The organism is Paenibacillus pinihumi DSM 23905 = JCM 16419, assembly GCF_000422505.1.
In the GTDB taxonomy this organism is placed as follows: Bacteria; Bacillota; Bacilli; order Paenibacillales; family Paenibacillaceae; genus Paenibacillus_D; species Paenibacillus_D pinihumi.
The window spans coordinates 180,213-198,979 of record NZ_KE383864.1 but is presented as its reverse complement, the minus strand read 5'-3'; the positions used below and the strand labels follow the sequence as shown (position 1 = coordinate 198,979).

Below are 18,767 nucleotides of genomic sequence, written 5' to 3'. Positions count from 1 at the left end.
CCGTTTACGCTTAACGTTATATTCTGTTAAGATAATAGATATGATGAATGGCCAAGCATGTAGGCAGGTTTTGCGGATAATGCATGGTTTGCCGCCGGCCAATCTGCTGCCATAGATAGAGGGAAAGAGGGAAAAAACGTGATAAAGTACGGTTCCGACCGGGTGACACACCTGGAATTTGCATCTTTTACACCGCGGCTGGAGAGACGGGATAATCAATGGATTGATGTCGGGCTGCGGTTTGAGCTTAAGCGTACATGCGCAGAAGAAGCACCGCAAGACCTGATCGATTTAACAATTCTGGTAATCTGTACGCATGGCGGCCAGATTGCGCAAATCATTCCTTTGGATGAGGGCTGTGACTGCGAATATCAGTTTACGGCCGGGGAGAAGGAACAGATTACAGCATACATACAGTCTGACGCCATGCAGGAGCACATCCGGGCGTGCAGTCTTGAGGCAGCTCTTTAGGTAAACAGGCATTATATGTGTGCAGCGGCCGGGTGCTCTTGGAAATAAAGCCATGGAAGCATGGTTGCCGACGGACACGGATTGCTGTGAAAAGGAATATGTTTTGTGAGGGAGACGGCTTTTGAAAACATTGATTATTGCGGAGAAACCGGATATGGGACGGTCCATTGCAGCGGTGCTGGAGCCAAAAGCGCAGAACCGGAGGACCTATCTTGAAGGTGAAAGCTATATTATTACTTGGGCTATCGGCCACCTGGTCAGCCTTGCTGAGCCGGATCAGTATGATGCCCGCTACAAGAAATGGAATGCCCAGGATTTGCCGATTATACCGGACAAGTTCAAGCTCTGGCCCAATCCGAGGACAAGGGATCAGCTCAAGACGATCAAGGAGCTTGCCGGACGCTGCGGCAGGCTTGTGAATGCTTGTGACGCAGGGCGGGAAGGACAGCTGATATTTCATCTTATTATCCAGCATTTGAAGATCAAGCTGCCTGCTGACCGGCTGTGGATCTCGGACTTGACCCCGGAGACGATCCGCCGGGGCTTTGACAGCCTGCGCAGCGACACGGATTACGCGCCGCTTACAAGGGCAGCCAAAGCGCGCAGTGAAGCGGACTGGCTCATCGGAATGAACGCATCCCGCGCCTTTACGATCCGCCACCGCGCTCTGCTGTCTGTCGGCCGGGTACAGACTCCAGTGCTTGCGCTGCTATTTGACCGTCACAAGGAGATTGAGGCGTTCAAGCCGGAGACCTATTATATGGTTCATGCATTATTCAAGCAAGCCAAGAGCAGCTATAAGGGCATCTGGCAGGGAGAGCGCCTGACAGACCCCGAGAAGGCCAGAGCGCTGGCTGATAAGGTGCAGGGCAAGCCTGGAAGAATCATATCCTATGAAGTGAATGAGTCCAAAGAGTATCCGTACCGGCTTTATGATCTGACTCTTCTGCAGCGGGAAGCCAATGGACGCTATGGTTTTCCGGCGAAGAAGACACTGGATGTCGCGCAGGCACTCTATGAGAAGCATAAGGTCATTACATATCCGAGAACGAACTCCAACTATGTGACGGAGGAGAATATCCCGGTTATGGGCAAGGTGCTGACAATGCTGCAAAATACGCCATATGCCCAGCTTGCCGAGGGTGCAGACCGTTCCCGCGTGCACAGAGGGAATAAAGCGGTATGCAATCCGGCGAAGGTAGAGGATCACCATGCGATTTTGCCTACACCAAAGAAGCCGGGCGTCCTAAGTGCTGACGAGCAAAAAATCTATGATCTGATCGTCAGGCGTTTTCTGTCGCAATATTATCCGCCTGCCCGTTACAACAATCATGAAGTGCTGACCGAGGTCGAGCAGGAGACGTTCAAGACTAAGGTCAAACAGCAGCTTGATCCGGGCTGGAAGGTTGTGCAGGAGGATGGGGGATCTCCGGAGAAGTCCGGCCGCAAGAAAAAGGCGGATACCGACGACAATGAAGAGGAGCTTATCGTGGATAAGAGCTTCTCGGTAGATAAAGGCTCGCCGGTGAAGTGCAGTGAGGCGGAAATGAAGGAGAAGACGACGCAGCCGCCAAAATCGCATACCGAAGGCACTCTGCTGAAAGCAATGGAGACAGCGGGCAAGAGCATTGAGGATGATGAGCTGAAGGAAGCGATGAAGGATACCGGGCTCGGTACGCCTGCCACGCGGGCCGCAACGATCGAGCGGCTGAAGCAGGTCGGCTACATTCTCTTGTCGGGCAAGAAGCTGGAGATTACGCCCAAGGGTTGTGCCGCAATTGAACTCATTCGTGATGCGGGCGTCGAACTGCTCGCTTCCCCGGAGATGACGGGACGCTGGGAGCAGCGTCTTCACCAAATTTCCAAGGGAGCAGCCAGCGACATTGAGTTCATGGACAAAATCAAACAGTTTGCCAAGTTGATTGTCGACAAGGTACGCACGCAGCGTCCAGCGCCTCCGTCACTGTTCCAGGAGGACGAGAACCGCCGCAAAGGCGGCTCGCGTGCACAGAGCCAGGGCAGCCGTCGGGGCAGCAGGGCGGCTTCAGCGCCCGGAACTGTCAAATCATCGACAGCAGCCAAAGTCCCGCCCGCAGCCAGAACCAGCCGCAGCGGAGAGCTGCCAGAGCCTGCAGCGCCGCGGACACATGATCATTTGGCCCCATGCCCGAGAACAGGCTGCAAGGGCCATATTATTGAAGGCAAGCGGGGCTTTGGATGTTCAGATTACCGGGATGGCTGTACCTTTGTCATATGGAAGGCGATGAATGAGAAGAAAATTACCGCTTCTATGGCCAAGCAGCTCGCAACGAAGGGGACGACAGGCAAACTGTCCTTTAAACTAAGCAGCGGCGCTGTCCGCAAGGGCAGAATTGTCCTTCAGGACCCGGAGAGAGGCCAGGTAACGGTTCGTTATGAGGAATAAGCTTGTCTTATATACTGTTCAATCGCGGGAGGCACTTCCTGAAGCTGCTTGAGCAGCAGGAACGCGCCGCGCGGCTGAACATCAATTGGAACCACATTATAGACCCATTCGGACACAGCTTCTACATGAATGGCGTGGATGCCTGCTGTCAGGGCAGGCACCACATCGGTCCGGATGGAATTGCCAATCATCCATGTCTTGTCACGGTCGAATCGCCCCTCGGTTAAGATGTTCTCCAGCGCTTCATTGTTCTTGTGATGACGAACATAGATACGCGGTCCGAAATACCGCTCCAATGCAAGCCTCTCCACCTTGCGCTGCTGAATAACCGGCTCGCCGCCAGTATACAGGTGCAGAACATGTCCTTGCTCTGAGAGGAAATCCAGTGTTTCTTCCATATTGGGATAAGGCTCCGCCTCGAAATCAAACACGCTGACCCCAAGCTTCCACAAAGTATCCTTCTCAACAGGAGCAGCGGCTCTCCCATATTTATCCGTATAATATTCATAGGTTGTAACCAATGATTGCGGGAAATGATGGATTAAAAATCCAAGCTGTTTGACGCTCTCCATATCTATCTCCACTTGTTTGTTGCGAATTTCTTCCTCTGTTGCGCCATAGCCTCCAAACCATGAATGCATCAAAAATGCAAAGCGGTCCAAAACGTTATAAAAGTATTTATTGCAATGAATGAGTGTATCGTCCAGATCAAAAATTAGTGTTTGCTGCATGGAAGTGCTCCTTCTGTAATATAAGGCATGAAGTACGGTCTGATGAAGGACCGTGACTTGACTTGTCAATCAAATTTCAGACAGGTTATTCTTACAATCTACCTGAATGTCCAGTTGGCGTCAAACGTATAAAAGAGAGGGTCAATTCGCATAATGAGGGCGGAGGTGAATTCCCATGCCAATCAACCGGAGTGAAAAAACGGAGAATCAGAACAATGAGTCCCGCATGAAAGAAGAGGCCAGGACGGTTAAAGCCCAAAAAGCTGCTGAAATCCCGCCGAATCTGAACGGAATTAACAAGCAGCCTTAAGGAGCATTTACAAGGGTTAAATGAAGCATAGCAGAACTTGAGCAGCAGGGAAGTGGTATTATGGCCGCTTCCCTGCTTTCTATATCAATAATTGGGGGAGGGTAACATGAAATACATTATGCATATTTCAGTCGCTTGGCCTCCAGGTCATTCTTGATGAAGGCAATGCGCTTGCGCACATAGAAGTCATGGCTGGCGCCCTTCAGTTCCCTCGGCGTGATCACCTCCCCTGCGCCGTTATCAATAATGGTTAGCCTTCCATCAGAATAAAACTTGAAAGTCAAATCTCTAAACGGACGGTGTTTCTCGACAAATCGATAATGTTCGCAGTTTTGCATGGTGATCATCCTCCTTGTAATCTGAAATTGGAACGCCTGTTCTTGTTTTTATTATAGCAAACATTCGTTCGTATGGAAAGTATTTTTTATTTCCCGTAAACTAGATTTATAGAATTAAACGGAGGAGCACATACCATGATAAAGATCGATCATTTGACCAAGCAAATCCCCGGAGGACCCAAGGTGCTCTCTGATATTAGCTTTGTAGCGCATAAAGGCGAATTTGTCAGCATTGTCGGAGGCAGCGGGAGCGGCAAGAGCATGCTGCTGAAATGTCTCGCATTGCGGGAAAAATGGACCCAGGGCAAATATATGGTAGAGGGTGTGGATGTACTCGCCAACTTTTTTACAGGACAGAGTAAAATTCGAAGAGAGTTCGCATTTCTGGAGGAAAAGCCAATTTTGTCTCCAAGCCGGACAGCTCTGAAAAATGTGCTGGTAGGCACGAAATATCAGACACCCGCCTGGCGGATGCTGACCGGCATGGTTCGCAATGACGATTATATGGGCGCAATGGATACGCTGGAGAAGCTCGGGCTGCTGGACAAGGCGAAGCAGAAGGCTGAGCAGCTCAGCGGCGGAGAACGGCAGCGGGTAGCGATCGCCAGGGCACTCGTGCATGGAGCGAAGGTTCTGCTGGCTGACGAGCCGGTCTCCGGGCTTGATCCGCATACCTCGGAGCAAATCTTGCGCGATCTGAAGGCATTATGCCAACAGGGGATGACCGTGATTGCCGTTATTCACCAAAGTGATCTGGCCGAGAAATTCTCCGACCGCATTATTGGATTGAATCAGGGATCTCTTGTACTGGATGTGCGGGGACGCCGTCTGACAACCGCGGAGAAGCTCCAGCTATGAGGATTGTATACCGCCCGATTCTGATAAGCGAACTGCAGCAGGCAATCCATCTTGAAAGCGCCAGCTATCCGGCAGCGGCAGCGGCAACACTGGAAGCGTTTCATTACAGGCAAGAGCGCTTCCCGCAATACTTCTGGTCAGCCTGGGATGAGGAGAGCGGGATGCTTGCCGGAATTGCCAACGGCGTCAGGACGTCTGCGCTGGATTGCTCGGATGAGGAGATGAAGGGCAATCACCGGGATGACGGGACAGGAGCAAGATTTTGCGTTTTGACAGTCGCAGTCGCTGCTTCGAATCAAAGATCCGGAATCGGACATGAGCTGATGCGCCGTTTAATAGGCACATGCAGGCAGGAGGGGCTGGAATCTGTCATTTTAATGTGTGAGCGGCATCTGATTCCTTTTTATGAACAGCTTGGCTTTACATACAGGGGCGTATCCTCATCTGCCCATGGCGGGATCGAATGGCATGAGCTATCCCTTAAACTTGGCATGCAGGCGGGCAGCAAAAGCATACAATGAACCATTATAACCGACAGGTAGGTGGCTATTGTATGGCATTTTCATTTGCAACCCCGGCTGTGATTCAGCCCACCCGTCTGACTTATCCGAAGATTGAGCTGTGGATTCCTGTTGTGCAGGGCGTCGCTGACCGCAAGGTGCAAAATGCAATCAATGAGGCCATTCGCACTGAAGCCCACAAGCTGATTAAAAGCCAGGGCTCGCTGGATGACCCGCGTTCGGAAATGTTCGGATGGTTTGAGGTCAAAACGAATGAGAAAAACGTGCTCAGCTTATCCTTGTACAATTATGCGTATACCGGCGGTGCACACGGGCTGACGCTGCAGTCGTCGCTTACCTTCGACCTCAAAACAGGAAAACAGTATACGCTCTCTGAGCTGTTCAAGACCGGCAGCGATTACAGGAAGCGTCTGGATGCAATCATCGCCGCACAAATCAAAGCGCGCGGGATTGATCTGCTGCAGCCGTTTGAGGGCATTCGGCCGGATCAGGATTTTTACATTGCCGACCGTTCTCTTGTCATCTATTTTCAGCTTTATGAGATTACAGCCTATGTATACGGATTTCAATATTTCCCGATTTCGGTCTACGAACTGCAGGATATCGTGAACGAGCAGGGGCCGCTTGGCGTCATGCTGGTTAACGATTAGGAACGACCGGCACACCCATGTAATTGTCGTCATGTCAAAAGATATGAAACGAGGAGAGCTAAGTCTGCCGTCATAGCGGACAGCTCTTCCTTTTTTACAACGGAACAGGGAGGCGCTTGGATGAAAAAGGACATAAAGCCGGGAAGAAGGCTGCTTGTAACTGTATTAGGCACAATTTTGTGGGCGGGAACAGTCAGCGGTACTGCTTATGCCGGGGAGCCCTTTGCACGAGCGGGAGATTCGGTTGACGCGAGCGGAGCGCTTGCGTATGTGGAAGGTGCTCCGTACGTATGGAATGTGGCGGTATGGGGCGGTACAAGCATGATCCCTGCCAGGGGCTGGCTCGGTTATCTCGGATACAAGCTGGAATGGAATGAGGCGCAGTCCAGGCTGAGCGCTGTCCATCCAAACGGCACGACATGGACCTTCTGGAAGGACAAGCAGCAGGCTGAGCTGAACGGGACAAGCATCGAACTGGATGTGGCTCCCTACACGAGCTACGGACAGCTCTATATTCCCCTGCGTCTGACTGCGGCGAACAGCGGATTTCAGGTAACCTGGAACGGCAACGGACAATCGATTTTATTAAGGGATCCTAACCTGCTGCCCAGCTTTACCCTGCTCAGCCGGATTGATCCCGGACAACCGTTCTTTTCCGAAGGACTGTATGAATATGGCAAGAAGGAATGGAAGCTGAATGTCACCTTTGAAGCAATGGAAAGCAGGAATTACATTGAATATATAAATGTTCGAATTGCCGCAGGCAACCCCGCTGATTTGATGTTTTTGAGCCGGCCGTTCCTACATCCGGACGAGCTGTTTCAGTCCTATGCATCAGACCTGACAGATCATATTGAAAAGTATCCCCGCCTCAAAGCGATTGTAGAAAGTCAGCCGCCAGCGCTTCGCACGATTGATGGAAGAATTTACGGCATCCCGAGACCGGTCAGCCAGCATGATGCGCCGTTTCCGATGATCCGCCAGGATTGGCTGGACGCTTTTGGACTTGCAATGCCTTCCAATATGGATGAGCTATACAAGGCTATGAAGAGCATTTCCACGAATTGGCCGGGCGGCAGCGCCAAAGGTCCTGTGATAGGGGTAACGGGTGCTATGCCGGGCAATAGCCTGGGCTCTCTGTCATGGGTCGAGCAAATCTATACGGGCGCGCCCGCCCGCTTTGTCGTTGTGGACGGCAAGGTGGAGGACAGTCTGATAAGCACGGGCGAGCGGGAAGCGTTGAAATGGCTGGCTGCAGCATACAAGGACGGGCTGCTTGATCCGCAATTTGCTGTGAAGTCACAGGAGGAAGCGGCAGATATGCTGACCTCGGGACAGGCAGGGATGGCTGCAATGACGCTTACAGAGGCCGCGAATCTCACGCAGCAAATGCGCAAAGATGGGGATCAGAAGGCTAGCTGGGTTCCACTCGGCCTGAAAGCGGCAGGAGGAGAACGGCTTGTCCCTTGGAACATATCAGGTTCAGGAATGTATATGATTCCAAGGACAGTGGCGGGAGATAAATTGGAACAGATTCTCGGCTGGCTGGACAAGGGAATCGGGCTTACCGACGAGGGGGCTTGGGAGAAGCTCAAAGGCTGGACGCCCCAGGATCAGGCGTTTGCCTTGAATGTGTTCGGCCAAACGGATATTTTGCCACCCCGCCAGCAGTTGGAGAGTATGGACAGTTCCGTACGCGGCCAATACAAGGAAACGGCAATGGCATGGGAGCAGGCCGAGCTTAAATCAAAGCCGCTCGCCAAGAGCGAGCTCGCTTTTAACCAGGGAGAATTCAGTGAGCTGATCAGCGGTGCAGAGATGCTGAAGCTGGAGGTCATCCAAGGCAAGGCAACCCTATCCGAATGGGACGCTTATATTGAGAAAATGAAGAGCTCCCAGGCATACAAGCAAATGCTGGACAAGCTGAATTCTTTAATTTAGTGATGAAATGCCCTCATTTCCCATACATATAGCGTCAGGGAGGTGAGGGATATGTTCAATGTACTCGGCGGTGTATTATTGTTTGCCGCTGTATGCGGAACGGGCCTGTTCCTTGCCATTGCCGCGCAGCGGCATGCGGGCAAGAACGGGCAGCGCAGAAGCTCCGCGGCGTCATATTTGCAATACATCCAGGATAAGCAGGCACTCAATGCGCTGGGCTATGCCCAGCAGCTGAGGAGAAGCTGGAGCGGCTTTGGAACCTTTAGCGCATCGTTCACATCGATGTCCATATTGGCCGGGGCCGCTATTTATTTTGGCCCAGTATTTTCGCTGACCGGGGCATGGGGCTTCAGTGTCGCGCTGCCATTGGCGGCGTTATTTGCATTCGTCGTTGCCGCCGCAAATGCGGAGCTTGCCTCTGCCACGCCGACAGCGGGCGGCTGTTACCATTGGGCGCGCGCCAGAGGGGGCCGGTCATGGTCCTGGGGGACTGCATGGCTAAGAGGGCTCTCGGATATGGGACTGCTCATTCTCTTTGCAGGCTTTGCCGCCCAGATTCTCCATGGCTCACTAGCCGGGTATCTGGGCTTTGCAGAGGGGCGCATTTCCTTTCTGCTGTGTGCTGCGCTGCTGCTTTTCACACAGGCGCTCGTCGCCTGGCAGGGACGGCTGTGGATCAGAGGCTTTATGAAGCTGGGGTTATGGCTTCAGGTCGGAATTGTAACCGCAATTGCAGGAGGATTATTTCTGGTCATCGGCCCCCGCTTGCAGCCGGCGGAATATTTATTTACATTCGATCCGGGAGGAACAGGACAGGTTGGTTTTGCGCATATGCTGGTTTCCCTGTTGTTTATGTTCAAGCTTTTTGCAGGCTCGGATGCTGCTGCATATACGATGGAGGAGGCCAGACAGCCTCAGCTTCATGTTCCCTGGAGCATTTATCTGGCGCCAGTCTACGGCTTTGTTTTCGGCTACGTGTTGATGACGCTGCTGGTGCTGACAACAAGCAGCACCGGAGGGCCTCTGCATGATAACTTCTTTATTGCAATGCTGTCAGGACGATGGGGAGTCTGGAATGACTGGGCGGGAACTGTGATTTCAGCAGGTGTCTTTGCGGCGTTATGGGGCAGCGGCCTTAGTGTGCTTAATGCCAGCTCGCGTCTGTGGTTTGCATTCTCCCGTGACCGCAGATCGGCAGCGGGGCGCTGGTTCGCCTGGATTCCCCGGCAGAGACAGACCCCTGAGCGGCTGATCCTGCTCCTGACCGTAACTGCGTTGGCCATTCTTGCAGCACTGGTGGCCGTTCATCCCTGGCATGATGCAAACGGCACAATCTGGCTTTGGCCGCTAACGGGTCTTACGCTTGTCAGTACAGGCATCGCCTTTGCAATACCGCTCGGGCTGCATTTATTTGGAGGCCGCCGCCGCAGAGAACATGTGCAAGTCTGGCATCCCGGCAGGCTAAGCTTGCCTTTGCGCTGGACAGCATTTGTCTGGATGCTGCTTGTCGCTTTGGCTTCAGCCCTGTATATTTCGGCCGCGGCCGCTCTGATTGCAGTCCTTGTGCTGCTTTGCGCAGTACTGGCAGCACAACTTCCGCGATTGAGGCGGCGTCATCCGCTTCCAAAGCAGCCTGCCACGAGGGAAGAGCTGCTGCGGATAGAACAGCAATACCGGCATATTTAACGAGGATAAACCTGATTGTTAAATGACAACAGTCAAGATTGGAGAGTAAGGCCTGACTTGCTCTCCGGCTGATTAATATCCTAAAACTATTAAGCTGTTTATTAGTTCCCGTTACATACTCACTCTTCGCTTCCCCTTCCACAAACGCTTGGGAATTCTCTTTTTTTAGCCGGCCGCCCTACCGGGTTCCATAGTTTCAAAATGATTCCGGCGCTATAAACCAATATTGTGACGTCAATGAGCTTTTCCTGCTGAGATAACCAGGAAACCCCGGTGCGGGAACGAATTGAAAAAGAGCCTGCGGGTATACGAACTTACCAGTCCGTATACCCGCAGGCTCTATGACTTAAGTCGTCTTATACACTTCACGGATCGCGTCCTCGATATCCGGCTCCTTGACGCTCAGGTCCTGGATCGGCAGTTTCTGAGACAGCTCGGAGATGAGCTGGGCGGCAGAAATCCGGCTTTTTTCAAACTGGTACCAGATTTTCAGTCCATCCTGCTTGATAATCTCCGCTGAAGGATGCTCCAGATCGTGAAAAGGCTGCTGAAGTTCCACGACAAGCAGGCGATGGGGAGCCAGCTTATGAACCAATGAGACCATCGGGCCATCCTCGACTACTTTGCCATGGTTAACGACGACCAGCCGGGAGCACAGCTGCTCCACATCATCCAGATCATGCGTTGTCAGAATGACCGTTACGCCGCGCTTGCGGTTAATTTCCTTGATGAAATGGCGGATCGCATGCTTGGCATCCGCATCCAGCCCGATCGTCGGCTCATCAAGAAATAGAATGGACGGAGAATGCAGCATTGCCGCAGCAATATCGCCCCGCATCCGCTGACCGAGCGAAAGCTGCCGGACCGGCGTATGAATGAACTCTTCCAGTTTGAGCACATCGGTCAGTACGGCCATATTTTCTTCAAAGACAGAGTTGTCGATCTGGTAGATTCGCCGCAGCAGCTCAAACGACTCACCGAGCCGCAAATCCCAATACAGCTGGGTCCGCTGTCCGAACACGACGCCCAGCTTGCGCACAACTGATTTACGGTCAGCCTGCGGCGAAATGCCGCATACTTTAATGGTGCCGGAAGTCGGATGAAGAATGCCGGTCAGCATCTTGATCGTTGTGCTTTTACCTGCACCATTGGGACCGATATAGCCGACGATTTCCCCCTGAGCAATGGAAAAGCTGATGCCGTCCACGCCGCGGACGGTCTTCTTCTTAGGGAACAGCAATCCTTTGAGAGCTCCCCGCAGCCCGTTTTCTTTTTGGACAATAATATATTCCTTCACCAGATCATTAACTTCAATAACAGCTTCCATATCACCCGCACCTCGCTTTATTATGAGCCTGCACTTTCATAGCTTTTCATCCCTCTGCGGAAAATCCATTGTGACAGCATGAAGCAGACCAGTCCGACAGCAGGGGTAGCCAGTGCGAAATTCAACGGGAGCTGAAAGCTCTCACTGCCCTTCCCGAGAAACTCAGCCGCCGGATAGAAACTGATGAAACCGATAGGGATGATGAATGTAAAAATCACCTGCAGCACGTAAGGATAGATACTGAGGGGATACATGGTGCCTCTCTCCAGCATAGAGAGTGTAAAGCCTACCATGGAGGCATTTCGTTTTGTCCAGAAGGCAATCGTGCCGAGGCTGATGAACAGCGATGCGCGAATCAGCACGCCGCCAAGGAGGACAAGCAGAAGTTTGATGATATTCCCAAGCGTCCACTCAAATCCGACAAGCTGGCAGCCATAGATGAAAATAATAAGTCCCGGAATTAAATCAATCAGTCCGATAAAATTAACGTAGCTTGCAATAAGCTGAAAAAAAACATTCATGGGCCGCAGCAGCAGACGGTCAAAGGCGCCCTGAATGACCATGTTGTCAATATGCCACGTATTGATGAAGAGGACGACAAGAATGCCATGGCTGAGCAATCCGAGTCCATACAGGAAGGCCAGCTCCGGGAAATCCCAGCCATTCAGCGGCTGGAAGCGGTCGACAATAATTTTGAGCATCCATATGCCGGAGAAATACTGAATGGGAATCATCAACAGCCAGCTGAACAGAAATAGCGGATATTCAAGCTGCCGTTGAACAGCAAGACGCGCAAAACAGGCGGCAACGGAGAAATAGTGGCGTATAGTGTTTACCATCTTGCAGAAGTCAGCCTCCTTGAATTAAAGTCTTTGATTTGGAGCGCCTCCATCCGGCTGCGAGCAGCACATACAAGAGCACAACCCAAATAAGCTGAATGCCCATCGCCATCAGCCCCTCCCGTACTCCGATATTCCCGATATAGATGCCGAGCGGCGTCTGATAGGTATACTGGAAGGGAAGGAACTTTGAAATCGTCTGAATGCTTTCGGGAAAAAACCACAGCGGGACAATGCTGCCGGACAATACACGGACGATGCTGTCCTTGACCATCCCCATGTTGCCGAGCTCCATTACCCAAAAGGCGATCAGTCCGATGAGCGCGCTAAGCAGCCACAAAATGGCGTAGCTTAACAGGCAGCTTGGGATGAACAACAGAAAGCTTAGAGGCGAGGCAGGCCAAGGAACGCCAAAAAACAGTGCTGCAAATATAAACAAGGGTATTACCTTGTTGACCATGGAACTGAGCATGCCTCCGATATCGTCTGCCAAATAACAGGCGAGCAGCGGAATCGGCCTGTAAAAGTCAGTCACAATTTGCCCTTCTCTAATTTTGGAGTAAATGGTGTCCTGTACGTCGCACACAAACACAGATGCGAGCATAATGGACAGAATAGTGTACGTAGTCAAATCCTGAAGCGTAAGCGCCTGGACTTGCTCAGTGCCGTTGCCGTAAGCAGCCTTCCAAAGAAAGACAGACGCCAGCATCAGAATAAGATTGGTGCCGACCGATGCGAATACCTCAAAGCGGTAGGTAAGGCTGGTGATCAACCTCATTTTTGTAATGTACCAATAAGCCTGCAGCATAGATGACCCCCTGAATCTATTTCTACTGTAAATATTTATCAGTATAAGGGAGCTTAATAATGGTTGCAATAAGAATTTTTTCTATAAATCCCAAAAGTGATTTTGATTAAATAAAAATAATGGAAAATTTTAATTGTTTGAATGCTTATTTTTGAAGTGACAAACAAAGTGTTTGAAAATCCAAATTTCAGGTCAGTCTATTGACATTCCCTTTGTATTAGTCGCATAATACAACTAAGTAATGAAGGCGGGTGAAGCGGTCGTGCTGAATTTTTATGACTTGAAGCTGAATACGAAGGACCCTGTCTATATGCAGGCCGCATTGTATGTGAAGCGGAAAATTTTATTAAATCAGGTTGAATCGGGAGAGAAGCTGCCTTCCCGGCGTGAAGCAGCCGCACAGCTTAATATTAATCCCAACACCGTACAGAAAGCGTTCAAGCTCATGGAGGATGAAGGTTTTGTCCGCACGAGCAGCACGCTGGGCAGCGTCATCTATGTTGATGAGGCGATTTTCAACCGGATTGAGAAGGAGCTGACTGAGGAGCTGGTCAAGGAATTCATTGGTTCAGCCAAGGAAATTAATTTGTCCTTCAAAAAAGTGGTAGAACTGATCGGGCAACTGTGGGAGTAGATTTAGTCTGCGCATATTGTACTAGTTGGATAATACAATGAATACATAGAAGGGGTGCTGTATGAAAGGTTTCTATCGGCTGCTCAATCATGAGTTCGCTGCATGGTCGCGCGCGATTGTGCTGCTTAGTATCGGGGTACTTGGATCACCGCTCTTACTTTTGCATTTTGCAACCAAAGACTATGCTTCTTATACTGTGCATGAACGGTATGAGACCGTTTATATGTCCAGCGGCAGTGCAATTGTTTTTCTGGTTTATGTGCTGGCCCTGTGCGCTTTTTTCCTTAAAAGCATTTATGCGGATTATTGGGGGAGCAAAGGCATTTATACGTATTTGACCTTGCCTGTGAGAAGGGAGGCCGTCTACTTTAGCAAGCTTGCCATTTTTGCAATGTGCCTGCTGCTATTGCTGGCTGTGCAGCTCATCAGCATCAGGCTGGGATATGCGCTGGTCGCGCTAAGGTCCGAAAGTGATGGAGATGTGAATTTTGTAATGAATAACGGGCTGTTCCTGTCCTTTATCCGCTCCGATTTTTTTAGGCTGTTGCTGCCGTTTAATGCACATAGCATCCTATCGACGATCAGTATTTTAATTGCACTGATTACCGGTTTCTACTATGGCGCTTTATGCGAACGCAGCAAGAGGAGATGGGGATTCCTTCCGCTAAATGTGGCTATTGCAATCGTCGTTCATATCATTGCCAACAGATTAAATGAGTTGATCAATCCTCTTAACTCCGTATATTTATATTGGACCAGTGGTTTCCTGCTGGCATTCAGCGGATATTTCATGTGGCACAGTATTAGATGGATGAAATCAGGAGCCATTGCATAAGGAGGGGAGCCTATGAAGCGAGTCAAAAATCATGCAGCTATTCCTGTTCTGCTCTTCGCTATCATAATTATCGTTGTTAATAGCGTTCAAATTTACAGTGCTAAAGAAGATGGCAGCTTTCAGTTAAGAGACATTGAGGGGGATCGCAAGGCGATTGAAAACATCACGATAACCGGAGCGCTTGGCGATAGCTATCATAATACCCGTTTTCAGATTGTCCGGGGAGCGGTGATGCACCAGACCGAACTGTATGATCAGCCGTTGAAGGCAAGCATCTGGAATCATGATACCGGCGATCGCAGGGTTGCAGGCGATATGATGTATCGGGCCGAGGGCGGGCCGCGTTTTGAAGTACATTCGTATGATATTTCTGATCAAAACTATTACCCGGTCGGGAGGGCAGAGGTGTCAGTGAACATAAACAATCCTGCGCCTGTCCGCGAGTACAGGTATACCAATTCGTTGGGATATGGCCTCGCTGTCATCGGACAACGCGTATTTTTTACGCCTCCGGTGACGGCTGATTTTACAGGAAAGAGCGGGATTTATGAGCTGGCCTTTCATCATTGGGCATCATCTGGAATCTGGAAGCCCAAGTCGCAGTCACGCCGCCTTGTAGAGATTGATATACAGGCGAATGAGGGGGACAGCAGCTCCAACTCCCAGGTTATAGGACTTGAAGCAGTCAGCGGCAAGCTGGTCTTGTTGACTGCCGAGAACGGGGAGCTGAAAATCAGCAGCTATGACAGTGATAGCGGAAGTCTGCTGGGGCAGGCGGATGTGGCGGAGGTTCCTTTAAATGGCTCGCTTCAAAAGTGGAAGGAACGCAGCTATGCAGAAAGCTACCAGGCCTTCACTGATGAGCAGCAGCAGTTTCTTTATCTCATCTTTACAAGCGCTGCCTCCTTGCCGGATCAAGTGAAGCGGCTGGTGCTGACAATTGATGTATCCGAGGGCGTCCATATAGCCGATCTTTCGGCAGTAACCTTTACTGACGGAACGGAGGGCCCGGATGACGGCATTAAAGCTTTGCGCTATAAAGACGGCAAATTGTATGCAGTCCGAATGATGCGGGATGCAAAGGACGAGAACAGCCGTATATTTTTTGAATTCGCGCTCCCCAGACATTTGATGCTCTATGCGTATGAAGGCGGGGTGCAGAAGTATAAGGGAGAACTGGTAACAGACCGGAATGATGATATGATTCGTGCGATCAATCTGCCCCCTCAAGGTTTTTCTTACAACCACGATCTCCTCCGGCAATTTAGCGGGCTCCAAATAGATTAATAGCCGATATCGAAAGGGGGGGCAAAAATGATTGAATTGATTGAAGTCGAGAAAAGGTATTTGACGAGCAATGGGTATTTGTATGTGAACAGCCTGCAAATTCCGAAGGGTGAGATTGTCGGCATCCTGGGAGATAACGGCAGTGGAAAGACAACGCTGCTCAAGACCATTATGGGTCTTGGCGAACGGAATGGAGGCGAGGTGAAAATCGGGGGGCTCCCTCCGCAGCGGCAATACGACCGGATGGCATTCATAACGGAGGAAGGCAGTTTCCTGCCGCATATGACGCCTGTCCAATATGGGGAGTTTCTGACGTGTTTTTTCCCGCGGTTTGATCAAGGCCATTATCATAAGCTGCTCGAATTTTATACGCTGGAGACAGATGAGAAGATCAAGACCTTCTCCAAAGGCCAAAAGCTGAAGCTGGAGATTTGTGCCGGACTTGCGAAAAAAGCGGATTACATCCTGATGGATGAACCGTTTGTGGGCAAGGATCTGTTTATGCGCAAAGATTTTTTGAAGCTTTTGGTCACCGGCTTGCAGGGGAATGAAACGGTTCTGATCACAACACATTTAATCGATGAAATCGAGAATGTAATTGACCGGGCTGTTATTTTGCATAAAGGGCGGGTCAAGGCGGATATCTATATGGATCAATTGAGGGATCAAGGCAAGACGCTTCCGGAGCTAATGGCGGAAATCGCCAAATATAAGGGAAGCAAATACAGTGAAGTCTACGATTAGCAGGCCGGATGGGTTCTCCCGGTCTGCATTAGATTGCATTATGATTATGGAGGAGCATAGCCCGTTGATCGGGTTATGCTCCTTTTTCTTCCATTCCATTCATTTGGGGCTTTCAAGGCTCACTTCCTGTTCCCTGAGCCTTCCGATAACCATATTCAGCTCTTCCGCCAGCCCGGACATAACGGCTGCTGCATCGGTTACCTGCCGGATCGACTGGAAATGCTCATCAAACGTCTGGACGATCATTCTGGAATGATCGGAAGTGTCTTTCGTGAATACCTTCATATCCCGGACGGAATGATCCATCAGATCCGAGCCGGCATGAAGCTCCTGCATGGCAGCGGAGATTTCCCGGATTTGACCTGCGGTGTGTTTGACGGTAGCTTGAATTGATTCAAAGGATACCTTGGCTTCATCTGTCAACTCGAGCGTAGCTGCTGCATGCAGCCGCACAACATCCATGACCGTGAGCAATTCGTTAGCCTGCTTCTGAATACTCGCCACAATGGCGGTAATATCCCCGACAGAGGAGGCCGATTGCTCGGAGAGCTTTCGGATTTCCGCCGCAATTACTGCAAAGCCTCTTCCTGCTTCTCCAGCTCTTGCCGATTCAGTCGAGGCATTGAGTGAAAGCAGCTTCGTTTGATCAGCAATTCCCCATACGACCTGAAGGACAGCATCAATTTTCTGCATTTGCCGGTTCAACTCTTGAACCGCATGATGCGAATCCGCTATTGAATGACCGGTCTTCTCCATCTTTGTTGCCATGCTGCCGATCAAACTGCTTCCGGCTTCCGCCTGTCTCCAGGACTGCTCTGAGGCTGCGGCGGCATCGGAGGCGGACGTATTGACCGATCTGACCCCGGCAGAAAGCTCCCCGATAATTGTGTTGTTGCTCTCCATAACCTTCCTGTGCTTCTCTGCTCCCGCAGCCATCTCCTGCACAATGCTGCCCAAACGGTCACTGATGGCCGAGCTGTGCCCTGATTGACCGGAGAGCTGAGTTGCAGTTTGCAGCAACTGACCGGCTGTAGTTGAAAGCTTAGATGTGATCTCATCCATAATGAGGGTGCGCTGGTTCTGCTGCTCCTTTATCAGTTCACTTTCAATTTTAAGAGTGCTGTGAATTTGCAGGGACGTCGCCAGCGATGTCAGCACCAGAAAAATGGCATGCAATAGCAGCATTTTAAACGGATAAATACTGGTACCAAAAACGATCTCCGGGAAAAGCGCAAAGCCAAGCACATGTTGAAGCGCAAAAATAACGGTCATTAAGATGATCAACCGGATATTTTTATAGTAAGACAAGGCTGCGATCACCATAAAAATAGAAAAATGAAATTCAATATGTCCGCCAGCCCCGGCGATCATGGAGATGCTGCCAAATGTCAATGTCAGCGTATGCAATAACGGAATGAGCGGATGTTCAGGCTGGCGCATATAGAAAACAATCGCAGCTGCGAACAATACGGCAGGAAGTGCAAGGAGCAGAGACAGCACAAAGCTGAATTGCTGTTCAATCTCCATTGAGGACAGCATGCCGTGACCATGGGATGACTGGTCAAAGATGTAAAACCCTCTGCCAAGCAAATGAATGACTCCTGTAAGAAGAGCAATGATGAGCGAGACGAAATTCATAAGCTTGTTTTTTTGACGGATCATTAGACGTAAGTTCTCCCCTTTTCATCGAGTATATTTAGAGTACGGCAAATGCGAGAGTATGGCCCTGATATAGATATCGAATTACAGACTAGAAAATTAAAGCATATTTATAAAATTATCGAATTCAGATGCAAAAGATGCAGCCCGTAACGTCACACCATATGGAAAAAGACGGAAGAATGTCCATTCTTCCGTCCAAGTGAATGCTGAAAATTATGTTCCTGCCTGAATTTCATGCTCTTCAACATAGCTGCGGTAGGCCTGCTTATAGTGGTAATTGATAATATCCCTTGCGATTTCAGGATAAAGCTGTATCGTGTTCAGCTCTGACAGCGGAACCCATTCCACACGGATCTGGTGAGGGTGAGGGGAATCCGGCAGCATAGGGAGCGAGCCCTCCTTTAACCGGCATTCAAAGGTAACGCCAACTGAATGAACATCGCCGTAGATGAAGTTATTTTTAGCAGGCTGATATTCGTACACAAAAGCGACCGGTCCCACCTCAATATCGACGCAGGCTTCTTCTTTTGCTTCCCTCACAGCAGTCTCTGCCAAGGTCTCGCCCGGTTCCACCCCTCCCGCAGGAAGGTTGTAGTGGACACCGTCATCATGGTCATTTTTAAATTGAATAAGCAATACCGCCTCATCCTTAATAATTAAAGCCCCTGCCCGTAGCCTGAATTTATTCATTTGCAAAGTC

19 protein-coding genes are annotated in these 18,767 nt (G+C 50.4%); 12 read left to right on the top strand and 7 right to left on the bottom strand.

Annotated features, from left to right (window positions below):
- Positions 1–138: 138 nt before the first annotated feature.
- Together H583_RS0114870 and H583_RS0114865 are read left to right on the top strand one after the other, a co-directional pair.
- Complete coding sequence (locus H583_RS0114870) at positions 139–471, top strand: hypothetical protein (protein WP_051236502.1); 333 nt, start codon at positions 139–141, stop codon at positions 469–471.
- 121 nt (positions 472–592) lie between these two features.
- On the top strand, positions 593–2,896 hold the full coding sequence (locus H583_RS0114865; RefSeq protein WP_028561132.1) for a type IA DNA topoisomerase: 2,304 nt from the start codon (positions 593–595) through the stop codon (positions 2,894–2,896).
- Here the strand turns inward: H583_RS0114865 and H583_RS0114860 are convergent.
- Positions 2,884–3,627: an HAD family hydrolase gene (locus H583_RS0114860; protein ID WP_028561131.1), complete on the bottom strand. Its 744-nt coding sequence runs from the start codon at positions 3,625–3,627 to the stop codon at positions 2,884–2,886. The genes H583_RS0114865 and H583_RS0114860 overlap by 13 nt on opposite strands.
- 175 nt (positions 3,628–3,802) lie before the next feature.
- On the opposite strand from H583_RS0114860, the gene H583_RS37885 reads away from it, so the two are divergent.
- Entirely contained in the window at positions 3,803–3,937 is a 135-nt protein-coding gene (locus H583_RS37885) for a hypothetical protein (RefSeq protein ID WP_281170126.1), read from the top strand.
- 116 nt (positions 3,938–4,053) lie between these two features.
- Here H583_RS37885 and H583_RS0114850 read toward each other — a convergent pair whose 3' ends face one another.
- The gene (locus tag H583_RS0114850; RefSeq protein ID WP_028561130.1) at positions 4,054–4,275 is read right to left on the bottom strand and encodes a hypothetical protein; all 222 of its coding nucleotides are present in this window, start codon (positions 4,273–4,275) and stop codon (positions 4,054–4,056) included.
- 135 nt (positions 4,276–4,410) lie between these two features.
- Between H583_RS0114850 and H583_RS0114845 the strand changes: the two genes are divergently transcribed.
- From H583_RS0114845 to H583_RS0114825, 5 genes are all read left to right on the top strand, one after another.
- The gene (locus H583_RS0114845) at positions 4,411–5,133 is read left to right on the top strand and encodes a phosphonate ABC transporter ATP-binding protein (RefSeq protein WP_028561129.1); all 723 of its coding nucleotides are present in this window, start codon (positions 4,411–4,413) and stop codon (positions 5,131–5,133) included.
- Positions 5,130–5,654 carry a GNAT family N-acetyltransferase gene (locus H583_RS0114840; RefSeq protein WP_028561128.1) on the top strand — a complete coding sequence of 175 codons (525 nt, stop codon included), beginning with the start codon at positions 5,130–5,132 and terminating at the stop codon, positions 5,652–5,654. Before H583_RS0114845 ends, H583_RS0114840 begins: the two co-directional genes overlap by 4 nt.
- 32 nt (positions 5,655–5,686) lie before the next feature.
- Complete coding sequence (locus tag H583_RS0114835; RefSeq protein WP_036709775.1) at positions 5,687–6,304, top strand: DUF3298 and DUF4163 domain-containing protein; 618 nt, start codon at positions 5,687–5,689, stop codon at positions 6,302–6,304.
- Positions 6,305–6,424: 120 nt separating this feature from the next.
- Positions 6,425–8,245 (top strand): extracellular solute-binding protein, encoded by a 1,821-nt coding sequence (locus H583_RS0114830; protein WP_028561126.1) that lies wholly within the window; start codon positions 6,425–6,427, stop codon positions 8,243–8,245.
- Positions 8,246–8,296: 51 nt separating this feature from the next.
- Positions 8,297–9,931 (top strand): amino acid permease, encoded by a 1,635-nt coding sequence (locus H583_RS0114825; protein WP_028561125.1) that lies wholly within the window; start codon positions 8,297–8,299, stop codon positions 9,929–9,931.
- Between the two features lie 346 nt (positions 9,932–10,277).
- Here H583_RS0114825 and H583_RS0114820 read toward each other — a convergent pair whose 3' ends face one another.
- From H583_RS0114820 to H583_RS0114810, 3 genes are read right to left on the bottom strand one after another with little or no spacing between them, the layout of a single operon-like run.
- A complete protein-coding gene (locus H583_RS0114820) occupies positions 10,278–11,258 on the bottom strand; it encodes an ABC transporter ATP-binding protein (RefSeq protein WP_028561124.1) in 981 nt (326 codons plus the stop codon).
- 20 nt (positions 11,259–11,278) lie between these two features.
- On the bottom strand, positions 11,279–12,097 hold the full coding sequence (locus tag H583_RS0114815) for an ABC transporter permease (protein ID WP_028561123.1): 819 nt from the start codon (positions 12,095–12,097) through the stop codon (positions 11,279–11,281).
- A 10-nt stretch (positions 12,098–12,107) separates the two neighbouring features.
- Positions 12,108–12,905 (bottom strand): ABC transporter permease, encoded by a 798-nt coding sequence (locus H583_RS0114810; protein WP_028561122.1) that lies wholly within the window; start codon positions 12,903–12,905, stop codon positions 12,108–12,110.
- Between the two features lie 262 nt (positions 12,906–13,167).
- Between H583_RS0114810 and H583_RS0114805 the strand changes: the two genes are divergently transcribed.
- From H583_RS0114805 to H583_RS0114790, 4 genes are all read left to right on the top strand, one after another.
- Positions 13,168–13,539 carry a GntR family transcriptional regulator gene (locus tag H583_RS0114805; RefSeq protein WP_211228339.1) on the top strand — a complete coding sequence of 124 codons (372 nt, stop codon included), beginning with the start codon at positions 13,168–13,170 and terminating at the stop codon, positions 13,537–13,539.
- 61 nt (positions 13,540–13,600) lie between these two features.
- The gene (locus tag H583_RS0114800; protein WP_028561120.1) at positions 13,601–14,374 is read left to right on the top strand and encodes a hypothetical protein; all 774 of its coding nucleotides are present in this window, start codon (positions 13,601–13,603) and stop codon (positions 14,372–14,374) included.
- Positions 14,375–14,386: 12 nt separating this feature from the next.
- A complete protein-coding gene (locus tag H583_RS0114795) occupies positions 14,387–15,661 on the top strand; it encodes a hypothetical protein (RefSeq protein WP_028561119.1) in 1,275 nt (424 codons plus the stop codon).
- 27 nt (positions 15,662–15,688) lie between these two features.
- Complete coding sequence (locus H583_RS0114790; protein ID WP_028561118.1) at positions 15,689–16,405, top strand: ATP-binding cassette domain-containing protein; 717 nt, start codon at positions 15,689–15,691, stop codon at positions 16,403–16,405.
- 99 nt (positions 16,406–16,504) lie between these two features.
- On the opposite strand, the gene H583_RS0114785 is transcribed toward H583_RS0114790, so the two are convergent.
- Together H583_RS0114785 and H583_RS0114780 are read right to left on the bottom strand one after the other, a co-directional pair.
- Positions 16,505–18,067: a methyl-accepting chemotaxis protein gene (locus H583_RS0114785; protein ID WP_028561117.1), complete on the bottom strand. Its 1,563-nt coding sequence runs from the start codon at positions 18,065–18,067 to the stop codon at positions 16,505–16,507.
- 213 nt (positions 18,068–18,280) lie between these two features.
- Positions 18,281–18,757: an NUDIX domain-containing protein gene (locus H583_RS0114780; protein ID WP_028561116.1), complete on the bottom strand. Its 477-nt coding sequence runs from the start codon at positions 18,755–18,757 to the stop codon at positions 18,281–18,283.
- Positions 18,758–18,767: the final 10 nt, after the last annotated feature.

Coding starts and splice junctions, on each gene's coding strand:
- H583_RS0114830 (WP_028561126.1), top strand. CDS start 6,425: ATGAAAAAGGACATAAAGCCGGGAAGAAGGCTGCTTGTAACTGTATTA.
- H583_RS0114810 (WP_028561122.1), bottom strand. CDS start 12,905: ATGCTGCAGGCTTATTGGTACATTACAAAAATGAGGTTGATCACCAGC.
- H583_RS0114795 (WP_028561119.1), top strand. CDS start 14,387: ATGAAGCGAGTCAAAAATCATGCAGCTATTCCTGTTCTGCTCTTCGCT.
- H583_RS0114850 (WP_028561130.1), bottom strand. CDS start 4,275: ATGCAAAACTGCGAACATTATCGATTTGTCGAGAAACACCGTCCGTTT.
- H583_RS0114845 (WP_028561129.1), top strand. CDS start 4,411: ATGATAAAGATCGATCATTTGACCAAGCAAATCCCCGGAGGACCCAAG.
- H583_RS0114785 (WP_028561117.1), bottom strand. CDS start 18,067: ATGATCCGTCAAAAAAACAAGCTTATGAATTTCGTCTCGCTCATCATT.
- H583_RS0114815 (WP_028561123.1), bottom strand. CDS start 12,097: ATGGTAAACACTATACGCCACTATTTCTCCGTTGCCGCCTGTTTTGCG.
- H583_RS37885 (WP_281170126.1), top strand. CDS start 3,803: ATGCCAATCAACCGGAGTGAAAAAACGGAGAATCAGAACAATGAGTCC.
- H583_RS0114820 (WP_028561124.1), bottom strand. CDS start 11,258: ATGGAAGCTGTTATTGAAGTTAATGATCTGGTGAAGGAATATATTATT.
- H583_RS0114790 (WP_028561118.1), top strand. CDS start 15,689: ATGATTGAATTGATTGAAGTCGAGAAAAGGTATTTGACGAGCAATGGG.
- H583_RS0114800 (WP_028561120.1), top strand. CDS start 13,601: ATGAAAGGTTTCTATCGGCTGCTCAATCATGAGTTCGCTGCATGGTCG.
- H583_RS0114825 (WP_028561125.1), top strand. CDS start 8,297: ATGTTCAATGTACTCGGCGGTGTATTATTGTTTGCCGCTGTATGCGGA.
- H583_RS0114780 (WP_028561116.1), bottom strand. CDS start 18,757: ATGAATAAATTCAGGCTACGGGCAGGGGCTTTAATTATTAAGGATGAG.
- H583_RS0114835 (WP_036709775.1), top strand. CDS start 5,687: ATGGCATTTTCATTTGCAACCCCGGCTGTGATTCAGCCCACCCGTCTG.
- H583_RS0114840 (WP_028561128.1), top strand. CDS start 5,130: ATGAGGATTGTATACCGCCCGATTCTGATAAGCGAACTGCAGCAGGCA.
- H583_RS0114860 (WP_028561131.1), bottom strand. CDS start 3,627: ATGCAGCAAACACTAATTTTTGATCTGGACGATACACTCATTCATTGC.